We start from the raw sequence: 23,747 nt of genomic DNA on the forward strand, positions 1-23,747 counted from the left end.
CAGGAACCACCATGAGTCAAACACTCAAAACCCGTTTAGCTGAAGATATCAAAACGGCGATGCGCGCTCGCGATAGCGGACGTCTGGAGACCTTGCGTTTTCTGCAAGCCGCGATCAAACAACGCGAAGTGGACGAACGTACCGAGCTGGGCGATACCGAAGTAACCAGCATCATTGAAAAGCAGGTGAAACAGCGCCGCGAATCCATTCAGGCTTTTGAGTCTGCAGGTCGTACCGAAAGCGCCGAGAAAGAAAAATCCGAATTGCTGATTCTGCAAGAATACCTGCCTCAGCAAGCCGACAGTGCTGAAGTTGATGCTGTCATTGCCGACGCCATTACCCAGGCCCAGTCCGAAGGCGCCCAAGGTCCCGCACTGATGGGCAAGGTCATGGGTTTGGTCAAAGCCAAGCTGGCAGGCCGTGCTGATATGTCCCAGGTTTCCGCTCAAGTGAAGCAAAAACTGAACCCATGAAGCATTGGCAGGCCGAACGGGCGCAGCCCAAACAGGATTTTTTCGGCACTCACATCCCTCTCATGCAGCACCTGGGCCTGCAAACGGTCAGCAGCACCGAGCAGGAGGTGATCACCTTCCTGCCCTGGCAAGCCTGTAATGCCAACTCCCGTGCTGATGTGCACGGGGGGACGTTGATGGCGATTCTGGACTTCACCCTTAGCGCCGCAGCACGGGCTCAACGCCCTGGCTCGGGCATGGCCACCATAGACATGAACTCGCAGTTTCTATTACCAGCGCGGGGCGATGTCTGGTTCAAGGCCCAATGCCTGTATCTGGAAGGCGATACCGCTTACTGCGAAGGGGGCGGGTACGATGAAAAGCAACGCTTGCTGGTTAAAGCAGCAGCCACATTTCGGGTAGTACGCGGCAGCTAAACGCCAAGGGCAATACGGCTTGGCATGAATGGGCCGCCACGAGCTTTCTTCACGTAAAGCACTCAGCCATTCAAAGACGGTAGCTGGTTCCCAAATGGCTATCGGATTGAAAAGAAACGCACTAAAAAAGCCCGTTTGATACGGGCTTTTTTATTTCCGGCGATGTCCTCGCAGACAGGCTTAATGTGTCTGCAAATCCTCATCGACAGGCTGATCCCATTCAGGGCTGGATTTCAAAAACGGATAATCCGTATAACCTTTGGGCCCCTGGGTATAGAAAGAGCCCGGGTCCCAGCCATTCAAGGGAGCGCGCAACTGCAAACGCAAGGGCAAGTCCGGGTTAGACAAAAAAGCCTTACCGAACGACACGGCATCTGCCATGCCTTTGGATAAAGTGGTCTGTGCAGTGGGCAAATCAAAATGTTCGTTGGCGATGATCGCGCCGCCAAACTGACATTTGATCATGGGCAATAAGCTGTCCGAAGCCGGGCTTTCACGCAGAAACAAGAAGGCAATATCACGTCGATCCAGCTCACACGCCACATAAGAGAACAAACGGGCTGGATCAGAATCCTTCATGCCGTGCAAACCACCGCGCGGGGATAAATGCACACCGACTCGACCGGCCCCCCAAATGGCCACACAGGCATCCACAACTTCCAACAGAAAGCGCGCCCGGTTTTCAATAGAACCACCGTAAGCGTCCGTACGGGTGTTAGAGCCGTCGTGCAGGAACTGATCGATCAGATAGCCATTGGCACCATGTATCTCAACCCCATCGAAACCGGCACTGAGCGCGTTCTGTGCAGCAACGGAAAAATCATCCACGATGTCGGCGATTTCTTCGCTACGCAAAGCGCGAGGCACCACAAAAGGACGCTCAGGACTTAAGTGGCTGACCATACCCTCGCAGGCAATCGCGCTGGGCGCAACCGGTATTTGACCATTTAGAAACTCTGGATCAGAGACACGCCCCACATGCCATAATTGCAGAACAATTCGACCACCCTTGGCATGTACCGCCTCTGTAATCGTGCGCCATGCATCGACCTGAGCACGACTCCAGATGCCCGGCGTGTGGGCATAGCCCACGCCCTGCGGCGATACCGAGGTCGCTTCGGCTACAATCAGCCCCGCACTAGCTCGCTGACAATAGTACATACGCATCAAATCATTGGGCATACGGCCCTCCGAGGCGCGCGCGCGTGTCATGGGCGCCATGATGATGCGGTTCAGGAGTTCAATATCACCCAATTTTATTGGATCAAACAAACTAACCATTGTTTTACACTGTCCACTATTGATGTTTCCGCTGGGGCTTCAACGACACGCGCCCAAGGGAATACCCGATAAGGGTTTTTACCAGATATGCCTTTATACCATCAACGCTTAATTTGGCTTGAAATTGTTTCAAGCATCAAACGGATCAACTAAGCTATGGCACAGTTCGCCGTCATAGGATTAGGCCGCTTCGGTTCGGCCTGCGCCTTGGAACTCATGAAAACAGGACACTCCGTGCTGGGAGTGGACACAAACCCCAAATTGGTCAACAAATATGCGGACCAGTTAAGCCGTGCCGTCATTGCCGATGTCACTGACCGCCAGGCCCTGGAAGAGCTGGGGCTGGACAATTATGACGTAGTTCTGGTTGCAATTGGGGCCGATATTGAAGCCTGCCTGGTTTGTGTGGTTCATCTGAAAAGTTTTGGTGTTCCCACGATCTGGGCCAAAGCGACTTCTCATGCCCAGCATTTGATTCTGGCCAAAATCGGGGTGAACCGCATTATTCACCCCGAAGAAGAAATGGGCATACGGGTTGCCCAAATGCTCAGCTACCCGATGGTCAACGACTACATCACCCTGGGTAATGGCGATTACATTGTGGAAGTAACAGCCAGCGAGAATATGAATGGGCAGACCATCAAAGATGTGCTGCGCGAGCAAATGGACGATGTGCAGGTTTTGCTGGTCAAACGTCGTGGTCAAACCACGACCCAGCCCAATGCTGATTTTGCCCTGCATGCCAAAGACCTGCTGATCTTGCTTGGACAGTTGCAAGCTCTTCGTACTGCCGCCCCCAAACTGGTTTGATGTATGCGCAACTGGCTACCCAATAGTCTGACTCGCCGTCTTGAGGTCAATCCTCAGACCCGCACTCTCAGCGCCAGCCCGCCGCTGGTACTGGCTCTGGGCTTTATGGCCCTGATTATCCTGGGCGCTATTTTGCTTAGCCTGCCACAAGCGGCCGAACACCGTCTGGGCGTTTTCCAGGCCTTGTTCATGGCGACCTCGGCGGTCACCGTCACGGGTTTGGCGGTCATTGATCCTGCCACGGACTTAACGCACTTTGGGCAGATTGTTTTGGCACTGCTGGTGCAAGTTGGCGGCATGGGCTTTGTGACCTTTGCCGTCATTGCCGCCATCACCATGCACAAGCGCATCAGTGTCAGCCAGCAAGCGCTGGCATTGGAAGCCTTTAATCAAACCAGTGTGTCTCGTATTCGCAGCACGGCTTTGCAAGTATTCAAAATTGCCGTCTTGATTGAATTGATCGCCGCTGCCATTTTGTTTCTGCGGTGGACCATTGATTTACCGTGGACCACGGCCTTGTACCGCGCCCTGTTCCATGCCGTCACTGCCTTCAATAACGCCGGTTTTTCCTTGTTCCATAACTCCCTGATCCCGATTTCGGGGGATGTTATTTCAGTCATGACCATGTCGGGCCTGATTATCCTGGGCGGGATTGGCTTTACCGTGCTGGCCGATGTTGGGCAAAAGAAACGCTGGCAAACCCTGCTGCCCTATACCAAAGTGATCTTGCTGGGCACACTGATTCTGAACCTGATTGGTTTTTTTAGCCTCTGGGCACTGGAGTTTAGTAACCCCAAAACCCTGGGCATGCTTGGGGTGGGTGATCAGGCACTGGCCGCCTGGATGCAAAATGCCGCCACACGCACCGCCGGCTTTACCACCATGGATATTGCCAGCCTGCGCGACAGCACCCAGTTGATGCTGATCGTGCTGATGCTCATTGGCGGTGGCTCGCTCAGCACCGCCAGTGGTATCAAAATCGGAACGCTGATTGTATTAATGGCCGCCGTACGCTCATATATCCGCCAACGTGAAGAAGTGGTCTTGATGGGCCGCAGCGTCGCGCCTGACACCGTCCAGAAAGCGCTGGCCCTATTTCTGATTACCGGCGCTCTGTACTTCATCAGTGTCTTGTTACTGACCTTGTTTGAGGACATGCCCATTACCAGCCTTCTGTTTGAAGCAGCCTCGGCCTTAAGCACCACCGGCATGAGCCACGGCATCACTCACAAACTTTCCATGCCCAGCCAGATCCTGATCATGGTGCTGATGTTTGCGGGTCGACTCGGCCCGCTGACCCTGATTTACTCCTTGGCCACGCGCAAACGCAGCCGCATACGCTATCCGGAAGGCAACTTCCAAGTGGGCTAATTCAGTCGCTAAACCACAGATATACAAGAAGTTTTAATAAAAACGACTATTGTCATCGTTTTTTGGTATGGTTAACAGATGTAAACATCGAACAACTACTGATCAGGATGCAGGCTTATGGATCACAGGAAGATGGCTACCTTAACCAAGCGCGCTGGAACCGGTCTTAGCGCGCTTTGTCGAGAACTGACCAGTCGTGGTATCAGTTACCACCCCTTGGTAGAGATGTACCAAAGTCAAATGGCTGTCATCGGTTTACTCAGTGACGAAGTGGTCGCCCTGCGCAAAGAGCTGGACGATCTGAAAAAAGTGGTTAAGAAAAACGGCTCATGAGCCGTTTATTTTTTGCCTGCCCTTTAATCCCGCCTGTCATCCTTACCCACACTGATTGCCCCTCTTGTTCACACCCATGCTTGTTACTTCGCCCCGTTTTTGGCTGTGCGCCCTTCTAGCCCTGTGCTCTGCCACCGCCTACAGTCAAAACGACAGGGTTCTGTCTACCCAAACGCAGCCTGGCATCCTTCCCAGCATCCCCCCTATCCCGCCTGCGGCCCCTATTTTGAACAAGGGGGCAAGCTTGCTCACACCCGAGTATCAAGGTGCACGCCTGCATATCTACTTGGAGCAATGGCACAGCCAGACTCAGTTGGACGCCGGGAATCTGGCTACACCGGCGCGTCAGAATAATCTGTTTATTGTTTTGCGCTACCGCTATACCAACACCAGCCCACGCCCCCTGAACCCGCAGATCCATCGACCACGCCTGTTTCTGGCAGATGCGTCGGGCCAAAAACTAGCACCCAATCAGCGAGCGACACAGGACTATCGCTACGCACACGATCTGGATACGGTGGGCCCGGACAAAATCAATCCTCTGGTGAGCATCTCGGATGTCGCGGTATTTGAAGTCAGCCCCGCCTTGTTCGATCCAAGCCGTTGGAGCGTTGTGGTTCAGGAAGGCCAGGCCATCCATATTCCCTTGTCGATTATTCCTGAAAAATCCCCCAACAACGCTGAATAAGCACAATACTCCCCTTCTATTCCAATAAATCATTACACTCTGCGCACAGACAGACCCGTCTTATAAGCAGACATGGAATAATACGGGGCCATATAAGCAAAATTAATCGACAAAGCTCTCGCGTCGCGAGTCGTCAAGAGCAAGGAAACAAGATTGCGTCATACCCCTGTGCGGCTCAGCGTCACCCTCATCATTGCCAGCATCTTACTTTTACTGGTACTGAGGTCTTTGCCTACGCGCCCTGAGCCCGGTCCTGAATTGATCCCGGTAGAAGGCGGCTCATTTATGGCCGGCAATTTCCAGGTGCCCATGCGTGCTCCCGACGGCGAGCAGTCCGTGCAATGGGTAGCACAAGCCGATCAGGGTGCTCTGGATCCATACCCGGTAGAGGTCAGCGCGTTTTCCATCATGAAAAAAGAGGCGACTAACGCCCTGTATGACCGCTTCCTGAAGCAAACCCAGCGCCCTGCCCGTTGGCAGCCCGTGAAAGGCGATGATGAACAGGCCGCCAATATGCCTTATGACGAAGCCGAAGCCTTTTGCACCTGGTTGGGAAAAAACAGTGGCCTGGACATGCGTTTGCCCACCGAGGCCGAATGGGAGTACGCGGCCCGCGGCCGCGGGCAAGCGATTCCTTGGGCTACCGACAACGGCCAATGGCAAGCAGGTCGAAATCTGCCGGAACCAGATAGTGGCGCGAACAAACACAAGACGGGTGCATTTCCGCCCAACCCCTTGGGCATACAGGACATGGCCAACGGTCTGCACGAATGGGTTATCTCCGACCCCAATCGCGACCCTGCCCATGTACGGATTTTCAAAGGCGGCAGCAATACGGGGACAAGCTCACGCGACACCATCCCCACACGGGGCATCGTCTTTCCCTTGTCCGACGCGACCATCCAGGCCAAACCCGAACTGGCTCGTCTGAAAGGCCGCCCCGCAGGCACCGTCTATTTTCAAAACGCCACCGCGCGTTGTGTGGCGCCGTTAAAGTCCAATGGCACCCCTCCTGTGTCAGCCAAGCCAGACAGCACCGTGCCGCCGGTTTTTGATAATGTAACGGACAAACCCTGACTCACCACACCTTTCGCCATGAAAAACACCCCAAAGGTCGGATCAATGTCCAACTTTTGGGGTGCAGTTCATTTAAGGGGCTTTTTTAATATCGCTTACGGTGTCGCGGCAGCTACGGTCTCATTAGTCTTGTTCGGCTCAGTAATTTGATCCCCTTCCTTCATGGGAGCACCTTCTTTATTTTTCGTACGGTCGTAGGTCAGGATTTTGCCAAATACCAGTTCCACCCAATCTGGATAGTTGTAAGCCGTACCACGGTTATGGTCGATAATGGCGCCAATCCCACCACCAAAAATAATATTGCCAAACATACCCGCCCCGGCACGCGAGATCAAGGTGCCTGTTGCTTCATCTGTTCTATCAGCCGCGGTGCAGGTTATGTTCAAATTTTTGCTGGATTTACTAACCCTGGCATGCTTACCTGCCTCTGTGACAAACTCCCCCTTATCGTTGGTCAAGGTACAACGAGCGTCAGTCACCTTCTCTCCCGTTTCATCCACTGCATCCACACGTACCAACTGCATAGACTCAGAAGTAATCGATGCGCAACCTGTCAGCAACAAGGCTGCAACGAAAACAGTAATCCTCATTCCTATCCCTTTACTTTCTCTGCTTATAAAAAAGGCATTGTAGCGAGAAATTAAAAAAACCAATTAAATAATAGTCATATGTGAAAACAAAAAAAAGTAAAGCAAGAATCAGTGATTAAATAAAAAGATATAACTCGAACAATAAGCCAGCTTACCAAATCAACAAAACTTGATTCCGGAAAAAAAAGACGCTATTTCAGGTAATAAAACGACGCAGCCTAAACCAGTCCCGGCGGCAAACCGCTGGTACAGACGGCGACAACCTTCGCGTCGTCTTCGCTGGTCGACAAGTAAATATGTCCGATGCCGCTGTCAAAATACGCAGACTCGTGTGTGTTCAGAAACAAGGTCTCGCCAGTTTCAAACTGAATAGCAATAGCGCCGGATAGGACGATCACAAACTCTTGCCCGGCATGCCGGATATAGTCGTCAAATTCGCTGGCATCGCGTGAGTCAATGACGGCCAGAATCGGGTTCATGTGTTTGCCGCTCAGTTCGCCAAACAACAGGCCGTATTCATAATTACGCGTCGCATAGCCCGGGGTGGCGGTGGACTTATGGCTGGAAATGCCCACTTCAGTGGTGGGCAAGCGTTGCGTGTTTTCCTCATCCGGTATGGCAAACAAGGAACCCACCTCAATATTCAGGGCGCGGGCCAGAACCACAAATTTTTCATAGCTTAAGGAGACCTGCCCTAGTTCTGCTTTGGAAATGGTAGAAAGCGCCAAGCCCGTTTTTTCAGACACCTGCTTGAGTGTCTGTTTTTGATTATGTCGGGCTTGACGCAGGCGAGATCCTACCTGTTCCTTGCTGAGCAATTCATTACGTCGCATTCCTGGATTGTAAGCGGCGCAAACGAAACCAGGCAATCAGAATCCAGGCCATCAACACAAAGCCCAGATAACCAAAAAACGGGTAGACCGTGCCGACCAGATTGATGAAACCAATCTTGGCCCCCACCAGTCCCAGCACTCCGGCAATGGCCGTACCAATATTGAACTTACGCGTGTTAGGGGTAAAAATTCGGGCTGAGAAGGAATACAGCACACCGACCGACGTCGTTAGAATCATGGCGAAAACCACCACGGACATAATGGTACCCAGCAGTCTGGATTGCTCGGTCGCCAGCATCAGCATAGGCAAGGCGGCCGAGCCAATGGTATCAATACGACCAAACACACCGGCACTGATGAGCACGATCAAAAAACCCAGCAGCAAACCACCGACCAGTCCACCCAACAGCGCATTGCGGCGCGATGTAGCCTGCGCCCCTGCGATCATCAGAAACGGCGCCCCCACCACCATGTTGTAGGATACGTACAGCAACGCGCCGACTAGCCAATGTCCTGCACCCTGAGGTTTGGTATGCGCGATGACATCCAACTCCTCCAATGGCAAGTCCCGGGTATTCCAGCTGTAAATGCACAGGAAAACCATCATCAGAACCAGAATGGGCGTGACGCTGCCAATAAAGGCCATCACCCTATCCACGCGCAAGAACACGATCAGCACGGTAATCAGCATGACGGCGACACTGCCGTACTGCGCCGGTACGCCCCACTGTTGCTCCATCAGCGAGCCGCCACCGGCAAACATCACCACCGCAATGGCATACATGAAGAAGGTAATCATGATGTCGACCACCACGCCCAGACGCGGCCCACAAATCAAATACAACCCTTCTTTAAACGAATGCGATACTGAAACCTGGCTCAGCTCCCCCACCGCCATACCCAGTATCGTGAAGCACAGACCACTGACCACCCCTCCAAGCAATCCCCAATACCCGAAGCTGCTGAAAAACTGCAACACCTCCTGTCCTGATGCAAAGCCGGCCCCCACCACCACACCGACAAAGGCCATCGCAATGCCCAGGATATTTCTTATATTCGACATGCTTTCTCCTCCAGGAGATCAAAGTGCTGCTGTTTTTATGTTCTGAAACGAGCCGGTGACACCACAGCCGGATCAATCTCCAAGGCCTTCAAGGACTCGGGCAAATCCTGCTTTTGCAACAAACTGGCCGCCAGCAAGGACGCACCTGCTGCGGTTTGAATCCCATAACCGCCTTGCCCCGCCAGCCAGAAAAAACCGGGACATTGTGTATCGTGACCAATGACCAGCTCCCCATCAGGAGCAAAACTACGCAGTCCTGCCCACGTATGGCTAGGACGACGGATACGAAGCTGGGTGCGCTCTTCAATGCGGTAAATGCCGGTGGCCACATCCAGCTCTTCGGCCACGACATCATGCGCGTCCACATCATCTGCATTGGCCGGCGACCCCAACAACATGCCTGCATCGGGCTTGAAGTAGAACTCTTCGCCAATATCAATCACTGCCGGCCAATCCCGGTGATCCATCCCTTCGGGTGGCGAGAACAAAAACGCTGAACGGCGCTTGGGCTGAATCCCCAAGGCTTTGAGGCCACAACGCTCGGCCAGGGTATCGGCCCAGGCACCGGCTGCATTGACCAGAACACGTGTGCGCACAGTACCGGGCTCAGAGCTGAGCTGAACGTCCCAACACTCGCCATCCCATTGCGCGGACAGGACTTCTGTATCCAGACGCAGCGTTACGCCTTTTGCTTGTGCCCCTTTCAGGAACCCCTGATGCAAGGCATGCACATCCATATCTTGGCCCTGCCCGTCATACAAGGCGCCCGCCAATTGCGCCGGATCCAGGCAGGGCACCAACGTCAGTGCCTGCTCGGCCGTCATGCGGCTGACATCCAGCCCTTGCTCATGCCAATCCTCATATTGACTGTCCAGCAAATCCTGTTGTTCGGCTGTGCCCACATACAGCACGCCACGCGGCAGCAAAATTGGCTGATCGCTAAAACCGTCTGGCGGATGACTGAAAAAATCGTTACCCGCGACGGTCAAGGCACGAATCGTTTCAGTACCGTAGGTTTCAACAAACATAGCGGCCGAGCGACCCGTCGAGTGATACGCAGCATGGGACTCTCTTTCCAGAACAAGCACGTGGGCGCTTTCCGGTAAACGGTAGGCCAAAGACACACCGGCCATCCCGGCACCCACAATGACGTAGTCATACACCATAAAATTCTCATATCCGATAATTGAGGGCTAATAGTAGGCCTTTCCCGGAAAAACATCCAAGCGGGTTTTTACTAGGCGGACACCTTGGTCTGTCTCGGACAGCCTTGCTTGAGCCCTACTTTCGGATTATTTCGCCTTCAAAACAAACGATTGGGCAACGTTTATCTCGGCAACAGCGCCATCGCTTTGGCAAAATCGTAATCCGCCACTTACTAAAGAGTCCGCAGATTACGTAAATCAAATCTAATTGAGAAGCAGTTGGAATACAATTGCGCCATGTCTGTCCAACGGCACCGCTCTCCCGCAAAGAATGGCATAGCCTGGCAAATTCTTTTTTGCCTGGCGATCCTGTCATTTTTGTGCCGTTCGCTGGTGCCGGCAGGATACATGCCGGACAAGGCTGACGAGCAAAACGGCTTCTTTTCCGTCACGCTGTGTGCCCCCGGTGGCACGCCCAGCACGATCTGGATGAGCCTTACAGGACAGGCCGATCCGCCACTATCCAATGAACACGCGGATATCCAGAAGTGCCCTTACGCCCTGGTTCTATCCCAAGTGGCCTTGCCCAGTGCCGACATGGCAAGCCTGGATGTACCGATGGATCACCCGCCTTTGCTGCTGGTGCACCGCAATCAGACCTTACCCCCCTTACCCGCGCTGGGGCCACCACTCGGGTCACGCGCTCCGCCTGCCAACCTTGTTTGAACTCTCGTGGCCGACTGCCGTCTGTGCAGTCGCTTTTCAGCGAAGTCATTCAAGGTTTTTTTATGTCTATTTTTTGTATTTCTGCACAGGCATGCGCTGTGCAGGCCGCCCCCTTTCTGCCCTCTGTCCAATTAGCGCCAGGATCACCGCGCACACGAATCAGCGTCCTGGCTCTGACCTTGCTGTTCTCCAGTTCCTGGGCAAGCCTTGCTCATGCACAAACGCCAACACTGGCCCCCGTCATCGTCACTCCAGAGCGCGGTAAAAGCCTGACCGTTCCAGACCTGCAAACTGCTCAAAAAAATATTGAACAAACCGCGGGCGGCGTCGCTCTGGTGCCCGAAAGCGCCTGGCGTGATACCAAAGCCGCTACCGTCAAAGACATGCTGGACTACACGCCGGGGGTGTTTGCGCAGCCCAAATGGGGTGATGATGCGCGCCTATCCATACGGGGTTCAGGGCTGTCGCGTTATTACCATCTACGGGGCATCAGCCTGTATCAGGACGGCATCCCCTTGAACGACCCGGACGGCAGCAGCAACTTCCATCGTATCGACCCTACAGCCTACCGCTATACCGAAGTCTATAAAGGTGCCAATGCCTTGCAGTACGGAGCCGCCACCTTGGGCGGGGCCATCAACTTCGTCACCCCTACCGGCCATGATGCCGACGCCTTTCAAGGACGTCTGGATGCCGGTAGTTTTGGCTGGCGACGCGTACAACTGAGCAGCGGCTTTGCGGGCGAAAAACTGGATGGTGTAGTTTCCGGCTCCTGGCAAACCCAGGATGGTTATAGAGAACAAAGTGCTGGCCATTCCCTACGTGCGAATGCAAACCTGGGCTGGCGTTTGTCAGACCGGGCAGAAACCCGTTTTTACCTGAGCGGCTACCAGATTCACCAGGATATTCCCGGCTCGGTCAGCCGCGATCAGGCTCTGAATAATCCACGACAAGCCGCCAAAGAAAATAAGCAAAACGACTGGCAGCTCAACCTGGACGGCGGTCGCATTGCCAACCGCACAGTGCTGGTCATGGGCGAGACGCAGTACGAACTAGGTGGCTGGTTTGAACAAAGTTCGTTGCGACACCCTATTTATCAATTTATTGATAGGGACACGAGCAGCTACGGCGCCTACGGCCGGTTGGTCAACACCAGCCCGCTTGCGGGCAGAGACAATCGCTTCACACTGGGCCTGACCTGGTCGGCCGGCAAGATTGATGCCCAAAACTCGGTAAACGTGGGAGGTAAACGACTGGAAAAACTGTCTGCTAGCAAAGACAGGTCCAACAACCTGAGCATCTATGCCGAAAACGCCTGGAGTCTGGGCTCGGACTTGTCCCTGATCACCGGCCTGCAATACCTGCACGCTCAACGCAAGCGCCAGGATCGGTATAACGGCGGCCTGCCTACCACGCGATCCGGGGACAAAAGCTACCACTTCTTCAATCCCAAGTTGGGCCTGTTGTGGCAGGCGGGTCCGCAGTGGCAAATCTACGGCAATATTTCCCGCAGCGCCGAGCCGCCTACGTTTGACGATATGACCTTCTCGACCAGCAATGATCTGGATCGCCTGCAAGCCCAACGCGCCACCACCTTCGAAATTGGCACCCGAGGAGAAAGCGGGGACGTGGCCTGGGACGTCTCCCTGTACCATGCGCGCGTCAAAAATGAGCTGCAATGCATCAGCGCGCCCTGGAACATCTGTGACAAGACCGTCAACGCGGATCGCACCACTCACCAGGGCGTAGAACTAGGTGTGCAATGGACAGCCGCCCGAGGCCTGTTTGTACAAGGTCTGCAAAGTGACAGCCTGGAGGTCAAAGGCGCCTACACCTACAGCAACTTCAAGTTCGACAACGATCAGGACTGGAACAACAATCAAATACCCGGTGTGCCCAAGCACTATCTGCGCGCAGAGATTATCTACAAACACCCTTCAGGCTTTCACATTGGTCCCAATGTGGAATGGGTGCCGCAGGCTTACTACGTCGATAACGCAAACACCACCAAAACCAGTTCCTATGCCCTGCTGGGCTTGCGAGCTGGCTGGGAGCGCGGCCCCTACTCCTTCTATATCGATGGCCGCAACCTGACGGATCGCCGATACATCGCCAGCGCCAGCATTACGGACTACGCCACCGCCTCCTCGCCCTTATTCGAGCCGGGTACAGGGCGATCGGTCTTTGCCGGTGTGCAGATCCAGTATTGATCCCGTTTTTTTATCTTCTCAAGGGGTTTGTCATGCACGTCAGACCGCAGCCGTTGAGCTTTACATACCGGATCACTGCCCCTTGGCTGCCAACAAGTCAGATGAGCACACTGCTCGGGGTGAAAGCCCCACCCTGTCCTTTATTAGCTTGAGAAACAAGGAGTTTTTATGAAAACCGCTTCACAATATCGCCAGACCTATAAGGTGACACTCCACGGCCTTTTCTTCTCCATGGCTTTATTCATCTTGTTCGCGATGCTCACGGGCGTGGCTCGCGCTGCGCCGTCAGAGACCGATCGCATCTCCCAGGCCATGAAGGCGATTTGGGACAGTCCCGAAGCGCCTCTTGTGGTGGAGCCTATCGTGATCGAGGGTGACTATGCCCTGGCCGGTTGGACGCAACTGGCGCGCGGTGGCCGTGCGCTCTTAAAGAGTCGCCATGGGCAATGGAATGTCCATATGTGCGGTGGCGATGGCTTGAACGATGTCGAGACTCTAACGATGGCAGGCATGAGCGCTGAAGCGGCAGAACGTCTGGTCAAGAACACCAGCAAAGCAGAAGCCAAACTACCCGCCGAGGTGACCGCCAAATTCTCCACCTTTGGAGACAATATGGTGGTCGATCACAACCACCACCCGGACTAATTCAGGAAGGAGAACCCGCTGCGCAAGGGCTGAGTCAACAAGGGATGACTGCACCGGATCGCCGGACCGCCGGATCGCAGCTTGCCCTACTCAGTCTGAGTGTGGTCATGCCCACACTGACCACACTTCTTGCGCGGAAACGGCGAATAGCTGGTGAACAGGCTCTGGCTACCCATGAACGGCGACAGGCCACACTTTGGGCAAGTAAAAACCGTCATGGCCACCAGGCCCTGGCCCAGAATGTAAAAGCCAAACACCCAAAACCCCAATGTCCCCAACACACGGTCGAACACAGGTAGCCCAAAATACAAGGCGACCAGGAGCAAGATATTGAACAACGTAAACAGCCAGGCTTTTCTGTAGAGCGACATCAAGAACCTTTTAAAATCAACTTCCACAAGTCTGGAAGTGCTTTGTCGATTTCATTTAAGCGCGGACAGTGTACGGGATTCAGTTCGCCTTAGAGGAAACTAGGCGAGCTGGTCACAATTTCGCCCCCGATCGTGACAAGCAGCCCCCTCTCCAGCACAAGCGATAAATGTTTCTGAATGCAATGTTCCGGCAATACCCATCCCCCATGATCTAGGATCTTCCAACAAAATCTCCCAACGGACCATGAACCTCGCTTATTTGCATTCTCTTGTCCCCGCCCGGCAACAGCTCTTGCGCGCCCTGGGCATCGCTCTGCTGCCCTTGGTCTTGGCAGCCTGCGACAGTGGCTCCAGCACAGGTGGCAATCCGTCCCCCGAAGCCCCCGTCGTCGCGCCACCTGTCACTGAAGAGCCGGAACCACCCCGCAACACGGCCTATCTGGACAGCAAAGCAGGCGATGTCATCAAGGTCCGCATAGAAGAACTGCATCCCACCCAGGCGGCCATTGGCTACGATCAGGTCTACTACAAGCTGGGACGCTGGCAAGGCGATCTGGACCGCCCTACCTGGGCCAACAATCCAGCACAGCACCTGGACTACCTGAATCGCACCATCGGCAAGAAGTTTGACGACTACTGCGAGGATATGGGCGGTACCGAGCGCGCCCAGAAATTCCTGACGATCGCTGAGGCGCAAGCGGCCCGCCTGGATCAACCCACCACGTATCTGTGCAAAGACCCGTTGGGCTCACAAACAGAAAACCTTAAAACCGTGGTCGTAGGCTGGGACGGCAATCTGTACCTGACCGATGGCCACCATACTTTCTCCTCCTTGCGCGAGATTCCTGACGGCGGCCCCAAACTGCCCGTCTGGGTCAAAGTCAGCGCCAACTACAGCGATATCCGCGAGGCATCTGCCTTCTGGGAGCGCATGAGCAAAGAAAAACTGGTCTGGCTGCGTGATGGTAAAAACCAAACCATTACCGTCGAACAACTGCCCACTCGCCTTGGCCTGGCCAACGAAAAAGAAGCCGGTGGCATGCAGGAAGATCGCTATCGCTCCCTGGTGTACTTCACCCGCGACATTGCCTATAGCAACGGCAACCTGCCTGAATACGCCGAATTTCTGTGGGGCGACTGGCTACGTCGCCAGGCTTCAGAGGGCCAATTGGCCAAGCTGGACGACTACGTGATGGCTCCACCCGCCACACCGGTGCAGATTCTGGCCGCCAGCACGCTGAACAAGGCCTTGAAGCCCGGTGGTTCGGACGACAGCTACGCGGCTGCCGTGCGTGATGCCTCCCTGAAAATGACAGCGCTGAAAGACACGGATCTGGTCTTCGAAAACCGTGATGCAGCAGCGCTAGGCCGCATCGTCCTGGAAGCCGACGCTGCCAGTGACTCCGACACTAAAACAGCGCGCGACACCCTGGAAGAACTGCCACGCGATGACGTTAAATCCGATGGCAGCCCACGTGGTGCAGGAAAACTGTGGTTTGCGGTGAACTACCGCAATTGCGGCAAGCCTGCGGCGGGGACTTGCTGGGGGTGGTAATCACGCTACTCAGGACCTGATTAAAAAAAAAGCCCGCAATGCGGGCTTTTCTTACAGCGACACCTTGTCTACGTTTCTATTGCGCAACCCTACCGAGCACAATTGCATAACTACCTTGCACCGCAGCTTGAACTGACACGTCAGACAACTGGAGTGTCATGTGTTTGCCTTTATGAAGCGACAGCCTATCAGCAACAAACGCTTTCCCATCAGCAAACACGGAGTAAGCTACCAAAGGCTGATCCTGATTAAGGTCATTTGTGACCTTAATCGAAAAACTCATCACCAAAGCACTTGCGGCGACCTTCCCTTTCGTGGCGGACTTAATACGCTCTTTAATTTGAGTAGGGATAACCAAGCCGAGCAACATATTCTCATGGGAACGGAAATTGATATGTTCCTCAGAAAACAGCTTATCGCTACCAGCGGTATCCAAGGCAACAGGCAACTCAAATCGGGCATAAGAATTCATTCGCTGCTGATAGCATTCCATATACTTTGCATCTTTGAATATGCCAGGAATAGCTTGCTGAGCTTCCAGCAGGGAATTAGAGGGCTTGCGAGAATCTTCATAATGATTGCAAGCACTAACCTCGACCGTCAGTTCACCGGGCAGCATCTTGCCTGCACCACCCTCAAGCTCACTAAGTTTGATTTCGGTGCTGATATTCGTTTTACACGCAGCCAATAATGCAAGCAACGCAATTGCCCCAACCTTTACAACACGCATCTCACGGCTCCTCAGTTTCTTGTAATTCATTGAATACCCGCCTCACGACTTGGACGGTGTTCCCACTTAATCCTTCACCAGATGCCGCACGTGCAGCATGCGCACTATCTTGCCAAGAAAAACACAAGAACTAATATCGCGATCAGGACAATAATGCCAGACATCACTTGCTGCGATTTAGCACCTTCGGCTTCAATAGCCTCTGCCTGGGCAAGTTTTTCAGTTGCACTTTGGTTAGCCATGGCTGTCTGCGCATTTAACTCTTCAATGTAAAGCGCCTCAAAGGTTTCTCTATCTTCTTCTGGAAGCGACAAAAGATAGGCTTGGACCTCATCCTGTAAATCCAGGCTCAATTGATGGATATTACGATCCTGCGCCAATCCCTCGGATAGCGCATCAGAAAACTCTTCTGCTTTTTTTCGAGCTAACGGTCTCAATCGCTTGATTAACTCTACATCCACGCTGTCCACTACTGCTCTCCAGAACAATAATCAAAATCGCATGCTAGCAGATTAAAGAGAGACAAAGCTCAAAAATAACTGCTGCAGAATCTGTTGAGGAAAATTTTGGGAATAAACGAAGAGCACTATTCCGTTCATTCTTGTATCAGAGCAGAAAAGAATCGCAAAATAAGCGAGGCCGATGTGCCAAGAAAATAACTTTTAAATGTGCACTCACTTTTTATTTTAGTGAGTACTCTGCTCATACCAGAAACAGAATTAGAACTGCCGGCAGAGCACGCTCGCAAGCACACAGACGAGAAGAAGGAGAAGCTCGTGGAAACAGAATTCCCCGCAGCAATGAAAAAAGGCCTACAGCAAAAATGCTGTAGGCCTTTTAAAATCTGGTCGGAACGGAAGGATTTGAACCTTCGACCCCTTGCACCCCATGCAAGTGCGCTACCAGGCTGCGCTACGCCCCGAAAGAATTAAACTATAACCCTGTTCTACCTTTCTTGCAAGTGTTTTTTAGATTTTTTCTTTCGATTTGAGATTATTGATAGTCAATCCCGGCACCGATCGAAATCCACACTTATCTGAACAGGCGGTCTGATTTTCAAAGCTTGTTTTACCGAGCTAATCTGCATCAAAACCGTGAAGGCAGGAGTATACCTACTTGGGTAAAAAATGCAAAGCTATTGTGAATAGGCCCGCCCTTCTGATTGCATGATTCGCCATTGGGACAGGCTGGGGCCACCGGGATACAGCAGGCGCTCTGCCGGTAAACGCTCCCATGGCAAGTCTGTCGTGCGCATGGAAACTCCTCCCGGTGCTGCTCCGACAATGATGCGGTCGCTAATGCTGCCAAAGTCCGCTCTGAAGTGCACGGCGCTTTTCAGAACCAGTACCTTCATCTGCTCCGGCTCGATACCCACAAAACGGAACATGCTTTGATCCGCCATTTGCGACTTGTAGGAGGCCAGAACGATGCGCACGCCCTCTATACGCAAACAGGCGCTGGGCCCCAGGTTCATGGCACAGCCTGCGTAGTACGGGCCGGTGGCGCGGAACTGGCCATCGGATACGGACTCGATATAAAAGCGTGCATGCAAGGGCATATCACCGGGGACACCGGATTTACCGCCCAGAGACAGCTCAATGGTTTTACCGGCCCCTGCCTGGTGCACCAGAGCAGCGCTTTCCGGGTCCACGATCAAGCCTAAAGCAGCATCCGATACCTTGGCTTTCAGCAAGGCGCGCAAGAGACCACAGGTATCGGAGCTGGCGCCGCCACCGGGATTGTCGTGAGCATCGGCAATGATCACCGGGCCTTTACCGGGGTGACTCAGCGCCCATTGCACGGCTTCGTCCGGTTCATAAAGCTTGCCTTGAAAGCCTTGGGCTTTATCAAGCACCTCATCCAGAAAGTCTGCCAAACGGCTATCAGCTTCTTCCTGTGTCTGGGCGTAGGCCCACAAGACCGCTCCGCATTCCGGCACGTCCGCAGCAGGAAAGCCCATGGCGAACGACACGCTCCCCTCGCCTTCTATTTCTTCCAGCGATGACAAGTGACGGTACAGGCTGGCCGCCGGTTCCATCTCGGTGCTTTGCCAGACCGCCGGGATCAGAAAAGGCAATCGATGCCAGGCCAGCTTCGGGCGACGACCGCTTTGCAGACATCGCATCAGCGCCTGGAAAGTACGCTCGCCCGTTTGTCCCATATCCACATGCGGGTAAGTTTTGTAAGCCACCAGCATGTCGGCCTGCGCCAGCATGGTGTCGCTGACATTGGCGTGCAAATCCAGACTGGCGACCACCGGCACATCCGGTCCCACCATCTCGCGCACCAGAACCAGCAAATGCCCTTCCCCATCATCGCGATGCTCGGCCACCATGGCGCCATGTAAATCCAGATACACCGCATCCACGGGCAAAACTTGCTCCAGGCGGTACAGAATCTCCGCCACGATTGCCTCGTAAGTCATTGCCTCGACGGGCGCGGAGGGACTGGCGGCGGCCCACAGTAGCGGGACGCACTCGACCCCGGCTTGTGCGGCGGCGGCCATAAACCCGGCTGCCGGAATATTGGCCCCACGCAAGGCAGGCTCGATGGCCTCGGCTCGGCACATCCCTGGCCAGCCGCCCCCATGCTCAAAGTCCACCATCGTGGCCATGGCTGGGCCAAAGGTATTGGTCTCGTGCTGAAAACCCGCTACTGCAATACGCATCACTTGTCTCCGATTGCTCTTACGCTTGTCCTGCCAGTTGGATACACAGCTGTTCGTAAATGTCCTTGGCCCCCAGAACATCGTCGATCGCTACCGACTCATCAGCCGTATGTGCCTGTGCTTCCTCGCCCGGTCCCAAGCCGATAGTAGGAATGCCACGTCGTCCGGCGGACTCGGAACCATTGGTACAAAACCACCAGGTATCCATTTCCACCACACGCCCGGCTTGCTGAACCGCTTGCACCATGGCTTGGGCCAACGGTGCGGACTCATCCAGCCGCCAGGCGGGCAAGTCCCGCTCCGGGCTGGCCTGCTGACCTGTATAGGTTTGTACCTGACTGTCCACCAGTTCCAGCGAAAAGCCCTCCACACCGGCACCCTGCAAGCATTGCTCCATTTGTTTCAACACCGATTCGCTGCTTTCACCCACCAGCGTGCGGCGATCAAAACGTACCGTAACGGACGAAGGGATCAGGGAAATGGAAGGATGCGGGTCGGAAATAATGTCAGTAGGCACCAGCAAGGCTTGGCCCACTTGCGCATCCTTGGGCAAATCCAGCGTTTGCAAAGCAGAAATAGCCTTGGCTGCCGCCTGAATGGGATTCACCCCCAGATGAGGCAAGGCCGCATGGGCTGGACGGCCTTGCAAGCGCAACAGAATCTCCTGTCGCCCTTTCTGGCCCACCATGATGCGCAAACGCGATGGCTCACAAATCACCACAGCAGCCGGCGTGCATTGCTCCAGAGCGTGGGACAAGGCATAGCCTTCAATCACCTCCTCCATCACGCTGGCAGACACGGCAATACGCTGTTTCAAGGCACCACGACGAGCCGCTGCTGCCGCGCCACACAGGGCGGCGGCCAAACCTGCTTTCATATCACTGGTGCCGCGCCCATACATGCGGCCATCTTTGATCTGCGCCCCAAAAGGCTCAACCGTCCAGGTTCCGGCGATAGGCACCACATCCATATGAGCATCAAACAGCAGGGCCAGCGGAGCCTGGGCCGGGCCGACAAAGCCCAGCACCGACCCCTTGTCGTCCACACTAATCTGGTCAAAACCCAACTCCCGCATGACTTGCTGCACAAAGTCCGCCATGGCCTGCTCTTGCCCGGACAAGCTGGGGATACGCACAAAGGCTTGCGTCAGGCTGACCGCATCCCAGACCAGGTCCATTTTTGTATGTTCGTTCACGCCCATGGCACCACCGCTCCACGTTGCGAGCTGATCAGGCCATACGCTTCTGGCCGACGATGACGCTCAAAGTTGAAGGTCGTACTCTTGTAGGAATGGCACAGATCCAGATCGCAACGGGCAATCGCCAGCTCGTCACCCTTGGTCGAGCAAGCCGCGACAATCTCCCCAGACGGCGCAATGATGGCACTGCCGCCAATCATCTCGATGCCCTCTTCACTCCCCGCCTTGGCCACCCCCACCACCCAGGTGCCGTTCTGATAGGCCCCGGCCTGCATCACCAAATGGTTATGGAACATGGACAAATCGTCGTGCTCCGGTGCGGGCGGGTTGTGTACCGGGGTGTTGTAGCCCAGCATGACCATTTCCACGCCCTTCAAACCCATGACGCGGTAGGTTTCTGACCAGCGCCGGTCGTTGCACAAGGCCATGCCCATCACGCCCCCGAAGGCCGACCACACACCGAACTCGTGACCAGGCTCGAAGTAGTATTTCTCCAGATGTTGGAATGCACGCCAAGGCTCGTCCTGGCCGTGACCGGGCAAATGCACCTTGCGATATTTGCCTACGATCGTGCCGGTTTTATCGACCAGAATGGATACGTTGAAGCGACGCTTTACGCCGTTTTCAATGACCAGTTCGGCATAGCCCAGGTAGAAACCAATCTGCAATTTGGCAGCGGCATCAAACAAGGGCTGGGTGTCCGGCCCCGGCATCTGGGTTTCATAAAAACAATCAAAATCGGAAATATCCTCGCTGAACCAGCGCGGGAAAAACGTGGTCAGTGCCAGCTCGGGAAACACCACCACATCAACATCCATTTTCTTGGCCTGATGCAAATGGGCCAGCAAGCGGTCAACCACCTGTTTTTTCGTTTCGCTGCGTGCGATAGGGCCCAACTGAGCCGCTGCTACGTTGACAAACCTGGACATGAGATTTGAACTCCATCAACAATTAAGATCCGCCCTAAGCGGGATTCGATACGCCCTGCCGCACTCCAGCAGCAGGATTTAGCTCTGCACAATCAACACAGCCCCAACAGCCGTGTTAATCAGGCATAAGCACAAAAATTCTGAAAATCCCAATGCACGCCGGGTGCGGATTCCACCAGTTCACGGGTGTAAGCCTGGCTAGGCTGGCTAATGACACGCCCTGGGTCCCCAGCCTCCACAATCCGGCCCTTTTGCATCACCACAATGCGGTCAGAAATCTGCGCGGCAACACGCAAGTCATGGGTAATGAACAGGATGGCAACGCCGGTTTTGCGCTTGATGTCCACCAGCAACTTGAGCACCTGTTCTTGAACCAGCACATCCAGCGCCGACACGGACTCATCCGCAATCAGTACATCCGGCTCCATCACAATGGCGCGGGCCAGACACAGTCGCTGCCGTTGGCCGCCCGAAAACTGATGCGGATAGCGCTCCAGCACATCCGCGTCCAGGCCTACAATGGACAAGACCTCGGTCACGCGTTCGATAGCGACTTTCGGATCGACACCAATGTTGTGCATGCCCTCTGTCAAAGACTGGCCGATCGTCACGCGGGGATTCAGCGAGCGATACGGGTCCTGAAACACGATCTGCACTTTGCGCCGCTGCGCCAGGCTGCGGTCCTTGCAGGCGGCGGGCAAGGTTTCACCGTTCAGGGTGATCTGCCCCGAGCTGGCCTCGACCAGGCCAATAATGCAGCGGGCCAAGGTGGACTTGCCCGAGCCGGACTCGCCCACGACACCCAGCACTTCATCACGGCGTATATCCAGATTGATGTCGCTGAGCGCGTGCATCTTGCGCCCCTTGGAGAACCAGCAATCCGAGCCGTAAACCTTGCCCAGACCACGGGCGCTGAGCACGATCTCGTTTTGCACTTCCTCTTTTGCTGGCGGATGCACATTGGGAACGGAAGCAATCAGAGAGCGGGTATAGGCTTCTTTAGGGTTGGACAGAATCTGCTGACACGTGCCCATCTCCACGCTATCGCCACGCTTCATGACCAGAATCCGGTCGGCAATATCCGCCACCACACCAAAGTCATGCGTCACAAAAATCACCGAGGTACCGCATTCGCTTTGCAGTTCCTTGATCAGACTCAGAATCTGCTTTTGCGTGGTCACGTCCAGTGCCGTGGTGGGTTCATCCGCAATCAACAAGCGCGGCTGCAAGATCAAGGCCATGGCAATCATGATGCGCTGGCGCTGACCACCGGACAGCTCATGCGGATAGGCCATGAAGAGCTTTTCCGGCTCCGGTAAACGCACGCGCTCCAGCATATTGATCACACGTTGGCGGCGCTCCTGCCGGGAGCTGTTCTTTTCGTGAATACGGATCACTTCGTCAATCTGCTCGCCCACCCGTTGCACCGGGTTCAAGGCTGTCATGGGTTCCTGAAACACCATGGACATGGCCGAAGCCCGCAAGGACAGCAAATGCTCCTTGTTCATGGTCAACAGGTTCTCGCCCATCAGCTCGATGCTGCCCTGGCTGACACGCAAGGTATCGGGCGGCAGCAAGCCCATGATGGCAAAGGAAGTCAAGGATTTGCCCGAGCCGGATTCGCCCACAATGCACAAGGTCTCGCCTGCATACACATCGAAGCTAAGCTTGTTCACCAACTGGCGGGGTTGAGCCGCTTTGGTTTCAATGCACAAGTCCTTCACTGACAAAACACATTGGGGCTTGGTCGTAGAGGTATTCATTGTTATGTCTCCTACCCTCGTCACTTACAGCCGTGTGACCAGCTTGGGATCCAGAGCATCGCGCAAGGCGTCGCCCAGGACGTTGATACTGAGAATGGTGATGGACAGCACAATGCCGGGGTACAGCACGATGCCGGGAATCAGCTGAAAATACAGGCGACCTTCGGCAATGATGTTGCCCCAGGAGGCCATCTCGGGAGGGATGCCCGCCCCCAGGAAACTCAAGATCGCTTCCAGCAGCACCGCCGAGGCAAACACATAAGTGCCCTGCACAATCAAGGGTGCGAAGGTGTTGGGGAACATATGGCGCGACAAGATCACGTAAGCCGAAGTCCCTACCGTCATGGCCGCTTCCACATACGGCTCGGAACGCACGCTAAGAATCACGCCCCGTACCAGCCGCGTCATGCGAGGAATCTCCGGGATAGCAATGGCGATCAGCACTGTGGTCAGGCTGGCACCGGACACCGACACCAGCGCAATGGCCAGCAAGATGCCAGGGATGGCCATCACACCATCCATCACTCGCATGATGACGGCATCCAGACGGCGGAAGTAACCCGCCAGCGAACCTAGAATCACCCCAAAGAACACGCTGATGGCCAGGACACCGAACCCCACCATGAAAGACACTTGCGCCCCGTACACCACACGGGAATACAGGTCCCGGCCCAGTGCATCCGTCCCCAGCCAGAATTGCTCGGAAGGCGGTTGCAGACGAACGCTGGGGTCCAGTTGAGTGGGATCTTGCGTGCCCAGAAAGGGAGCAAAAATCGCCATGGCGGCCATCAGGATCAGGAACAGCAAGGCGGCACGGGCCGAATGGCTGGCGACCACTTTCTTCAATTTGTTGAGCTTTTGCATATTGTTCT

The 23,747-nt window shown here is 54.7% G+C and carries 24 protein-coding genes and 1 tRNA gene; 11 read left to right on the forward strand and 14 right to left on the reverse strand.

Going from position 1 to position 23,747, the window contains the following annotated elements:
- The first annotated feature begins 11 nt into the window (after positions 1-11).
- Complete coding sequence (locus AB7E06_RS12845; RefSeq protein ID WP_094196634.1) at positions 12-473, forward strand: GatB/YqeY domain-containing protein; 462 nt, start codon at positions 12-14, stop codon at positions 471-473.
- Positions 470-889: a PaaI family thioesterase gene (locus AB7E06_RS12850; protein ID WP_230018240.1), complete on the forward strand. Its 420-nt coding sequence runs from the start codon at positions 470-472 to the stop codon at positions 887-889. The genes AB7E06_RS12845 and AB7E06_RS12850 overlap by 4 nt, the downstream gene beginning before the upstream one ends.
- Positions 890-1,069: 180 nt before the next feature.
- Here AB7E06_RS12850 and AB7E06_RS12855 read toward each other — a convergent pair whose 3' ends face one another.
- A complete protein-coding gene (locus tag AB7E06_RS12855) occupies positions 1,070-2,170 on the reverse strand; it encodes an alkene reductase (RefSeq protein WP_125276871.1) in 1,101 nt (366 codons plus the stop codon).
- A gap of 156 nt (positions 2,171-2,326) precedes the next feature.
- On the opposite strand from AB7E06_RS12855, the gene AB7E06_RS12860 reads away from it, so the two are divergent.
- The 5 genes from AB7E06_RS12860 to AB7E06_RS12880 all read left to right on the forward strand — a co-directional run bounded on the left by AB7E06_RS12860 (position 2,327) and on the right by AB7E06_RS12880 (position 6,449).
- Positions 2,327-2,980 carry a potassium channel family protein gene (locus AB7E06_RS12860; RefSeq protein ID WP_094196631.1) on the forward strand — a complete coding sequence of 218 codons (654 nt, stop codon included), beginning with the start codon at positions 2,327-2,329 and terminating at the stop codon, positions 2,978-2,980.
- Positions 2,981-2,983: 3 nt separating this feature from the next.
- Positions 2,984-4,351, forward strand: a complete 1,368-nt coding sequence (locus tag AB7E06_RS12865) for a TrkH family potassium uptake protein (RefSeq protein ID WP_230018244.1) — start codon at positions 2,984-2,986, stop codon at positions 4,349-4,351.
- A gap of 132 nt (positions 4,352-4,483) precedes the next feature.
- Positions 4,484-4,684: a hypothetical protein gene (locus AB7E06_RS12870; protein WP_223254031.1), complete on the forward strand. Its 201-nt coding sequence runs from the start codon at positions 4,484-4,486 to the stop codon at positions 4,682-4,684.
- 244 nt (positions 4,685-4,928) lie between these two features.
- Positions 4,929-5,372: a hypothetical protein gene (locus tag AB7E06_RS12875; protein WP_230018246.1), complete on the forward strand. Its 444-nt coding sequence runs from the start codon at positions 4,929-4,931 to the stop codon at positions 5,370-5,372.
- A gap of 153 nt (positions 5,373-5,525) precedes the next feature.
- The gene (locus tag AB7E06_RS12880; protein WP_249494361.1) at positions 5,526-6,449 is read left to right on the forward strand and encodes a formylglycine-generating enzyme family protein; all 924 of its coding nucleotides are present in this window, start codon (positions 5,526-5,528) and stop codon (positions 6,447-6,449) included.
- Positions 6,450-6,544: 95 nt separating this feature from the next.
- Here AB7E06_RS12880 and AB7E06_RS12885 read toward each other — a convergent pair whose 3' ends face one another.
- From AB7E06_RS12885 to AB7E06_RS12900, 4 genes are all read right to left on the reverse strand, one after another.
- A complete protein-coding gene (locus AB7E06_RS12885) occupies positions 6,545-7,039 on the reverse strand; it encodes a hypothetical protein (RefSeq protein WP_346548637.1) in 495 nt (164 codons plus the stop codon).
- Positions 7,040-7,257: 218 nt separating this feature from the next.
- Entirely contained in the window at positions 7,258-7,872 is a 615-nt protein-coding gene (locus AB7E06_RS12890) for a helix-turn-helix domain-containing protein (protein WP_094196627.1), read from the reverse strand.
- Positions 7,862-8,935: a YkvI family membrane protein gene (locus AB7E06_RS12895; protein WP_108727449.1), complete on the reverse strand. Its 1,074-nt coding sequence runs from the start codon at positions 8,933-8,935 to the stop codon at positions 7,862-7,864. The genes AB7E06_RS12890 and AB7E06_RS12895 overlap by 11 nt, the downstream gene beginning before the upstream one ends.
- A 35-nt stretch (positions 8,936-8,970) precedes the next feature.
- Entirely contained in the window at positions 8,971-10,101 is a 1,131-nt protein-coding gene (locus AB7E06_RS12900; RefSeq protein ID WP_108727448.1) for an NAD(P)/FAD-dependent oxidoreductase, read from the reverse strand.
- A gap of 276 nt (positions 10,102-10,377) precedes the next feature.
- On the opposite strand from AB7E06_RS12900, the gene AB7E06_RS12905 reads away from it, so the two are divergent.
- The 3 genes from AB7E06_RS12905 to AB7E06_RS12915 all read left to right on the forward strand — a co-directional run bounded on the left by AB7E06_RS12905 (position 10,378) and on the right by AB7E06_RS12915 (position 13,661).
- On the forward strand, positions 10,378-10,806 hold the full coding sequence (locus AB7E06_RS12905) for a DUF2946 family protein (RefSeq protein WP_335641799.1): 429 nt from the start codon (positions 10,378-10,380) through the stop codon (positions 10,804-10,806).
- A gap of 62 nt (positions 10,807-10,868) precedes the next feature.
- The gene (locus AB7E06_RS12910) at positions 10,869-13,016 is read left to right on the forward strand and encodes a TonB-dependent receptor family protein (protein WP_159063918.1); all 2,148 of its coding nucleotides are present in this window, start codon (positions 10,869-10,871) and stop codon (positions 13,014-13,016) included.
- 168 nt (positions 13,017-13,184) lie between these two features.
- Positions 13,185-13,661 carry a copper uptake system-associated protein gene (locus AB7E06_RS12915; RefSeq protein ID WP_427957220.1) on the forward strand — a complete coding sequence of 159 codons (477 nt, stop codon included), beginning with the start codon at positions 13,185-13,187 and terminating at the stop codon, positions 13,659-13,661.
- A gap of 86 nt (positions 13,662-13,747) precedes the next feature.
- On the opposite strand, the gene AB7E06_RS12920 is transcribed toward AB7E06_RS12915, so the two are convergent.
- Positions 13,748-14,032, reverse strand: coding sequence for a hypothetical protein (locus AB7E06_RS12920; protein WP_249462387.1), 285 nt, complete (start codon positions 14,030-14,032; stop codon positions 13,748-13,750).
- Between the two features lie 244 nt (positions 14,033-14,276).
- On the opposite strand from AB7E06_RS12920, the gene AB7E06_RS12925 reads away from it, so the two are divergent.
- Positions 14,277-15,587 carry a ParB/Srx family N-terminal domain-containing protein gene (locus AB7E06_RS12925; RefSeq protein ID WP_427957222.1) on the forward strand — a complete coding sequence of 437 codons (1,311 nt, stop codon included), beginning with the start codon at positions 14,277-14,279 and terminating at the stop codon, positions 15,585-15,587.
- Positions 15,588-15,663: 76 nt separating this feature from the next.
- On the opposite strand, the gene AB7E06_RS12930 is transcribed toward AB7E06_RS12925, so the two are convergent.
- The 8 genes from AB7E06_RS12930 to AB7E06_RS12965 form a co-directional block, all read right to left on the reverse strand.
- Positions 15,664-16,347, reverse strand: a complete 684-nt coding sequence (locus AB7E06_RS12930; RefSeq protein WP_094196617.1) for a DUF7424 family protein — start codon at positions 16,345-16,347, stop codon at positions 15,664-15,666.
- Between the two features lie 74 nt (positions 16,348-16,421).
- Positions 16,422-16,787, reverse strand: coding sequence for a hypothetical protein (locus tag AB7E06_RS12935; RefSeq protein WP_086060527.1), 366 nt, complete (start codon positions 16,785-16,787; stop codon positions 16,422-16,424).
- A 375-nt stretch (positions 16,788-17,162) separates the two neighbouring features.
- Positions 17,163-17,239, reverse strand: a tRNA-Pro gene (locus tag AB7E06_RS12940).
- Positions 17,240-17,452: 213 nt separating this feature from the next.
- Complete coding sequence (locus AB7E06_RS12945; RefSeq protein ID WP_427957224.1) at positions 17,453-18,985, reverse strand: M81 family metallopeptidase; 1,533 nt, start codon at positions 18,983-18,985, stop codon at positions 17,453-17,455.
- A 19-nt stretch (positions 18,986-19,004) separates the two neighbouring features.
- Positions 19,005-20,186 carry a YgeY family selenium metabolism-linked hydrolase gene (locus tag AB7E06_RS12950; RefSeq protein WP_094196615.1) on the reverse strand — a complete coding sequence of 394 codons (1,182 nt, stop codon included), beginning with the start codon at positions 20,184-20,186 and terminating at the stop codon, positions 19,005-19,007.
- Positions 20,177-21,112, reverse strand: coding sequence for an N-carbamoyl-D-amino-acid hydrolase (locus AB7E06_RS12955; RefSeq protein WP_094196614.1), 936 nt, complete (start codon positions 21,110-21,112; stop codon positions 20,177-20,179). Before AB7E06_RS12955 ends, AB7E06_RS12950 begins: the two co-directional genes overlap by 10 nt.
- Positions 21,113-21,231: 119 nt before the next feature.
- The gene (locus AB7E06_RS12960) at positions 21,232-22,875 is read right to left on the reverse strand and encodes a dipeptide ABC transporter ATP-binding protein (RefSeq protein WP_249462335.1); all 1,644 of its coding nucleotides are present in this window, start codon (positions 22,873-22,875) and stop codon (positions 21,232-21,234) included.
- A 24-nt stretch (positions 22,876-22,899) separates the two neighbouring features.
- Positions 22,900-23,739, reverse strand: coding sequence for an ABC transporter permease (locus AB7E06_RS12965; protein WP_094196612.1), 840 nt, complete (start codon positions 23,737-23,739; stop codon positions 22,900-22,902).
- Between the last annotated feature and the right edge of the window lie 8 nt (positions 23,740-23,747).

The organism is Alcaligenes sp., assembly GCF_050255915.1.
GTDB lineage: Bacteria > Pseudomonadota > Gammaproteobacteria > Burkholderiales > Burkholderiaceae_B > Alcaligenes > Alcaligenes aquatilis.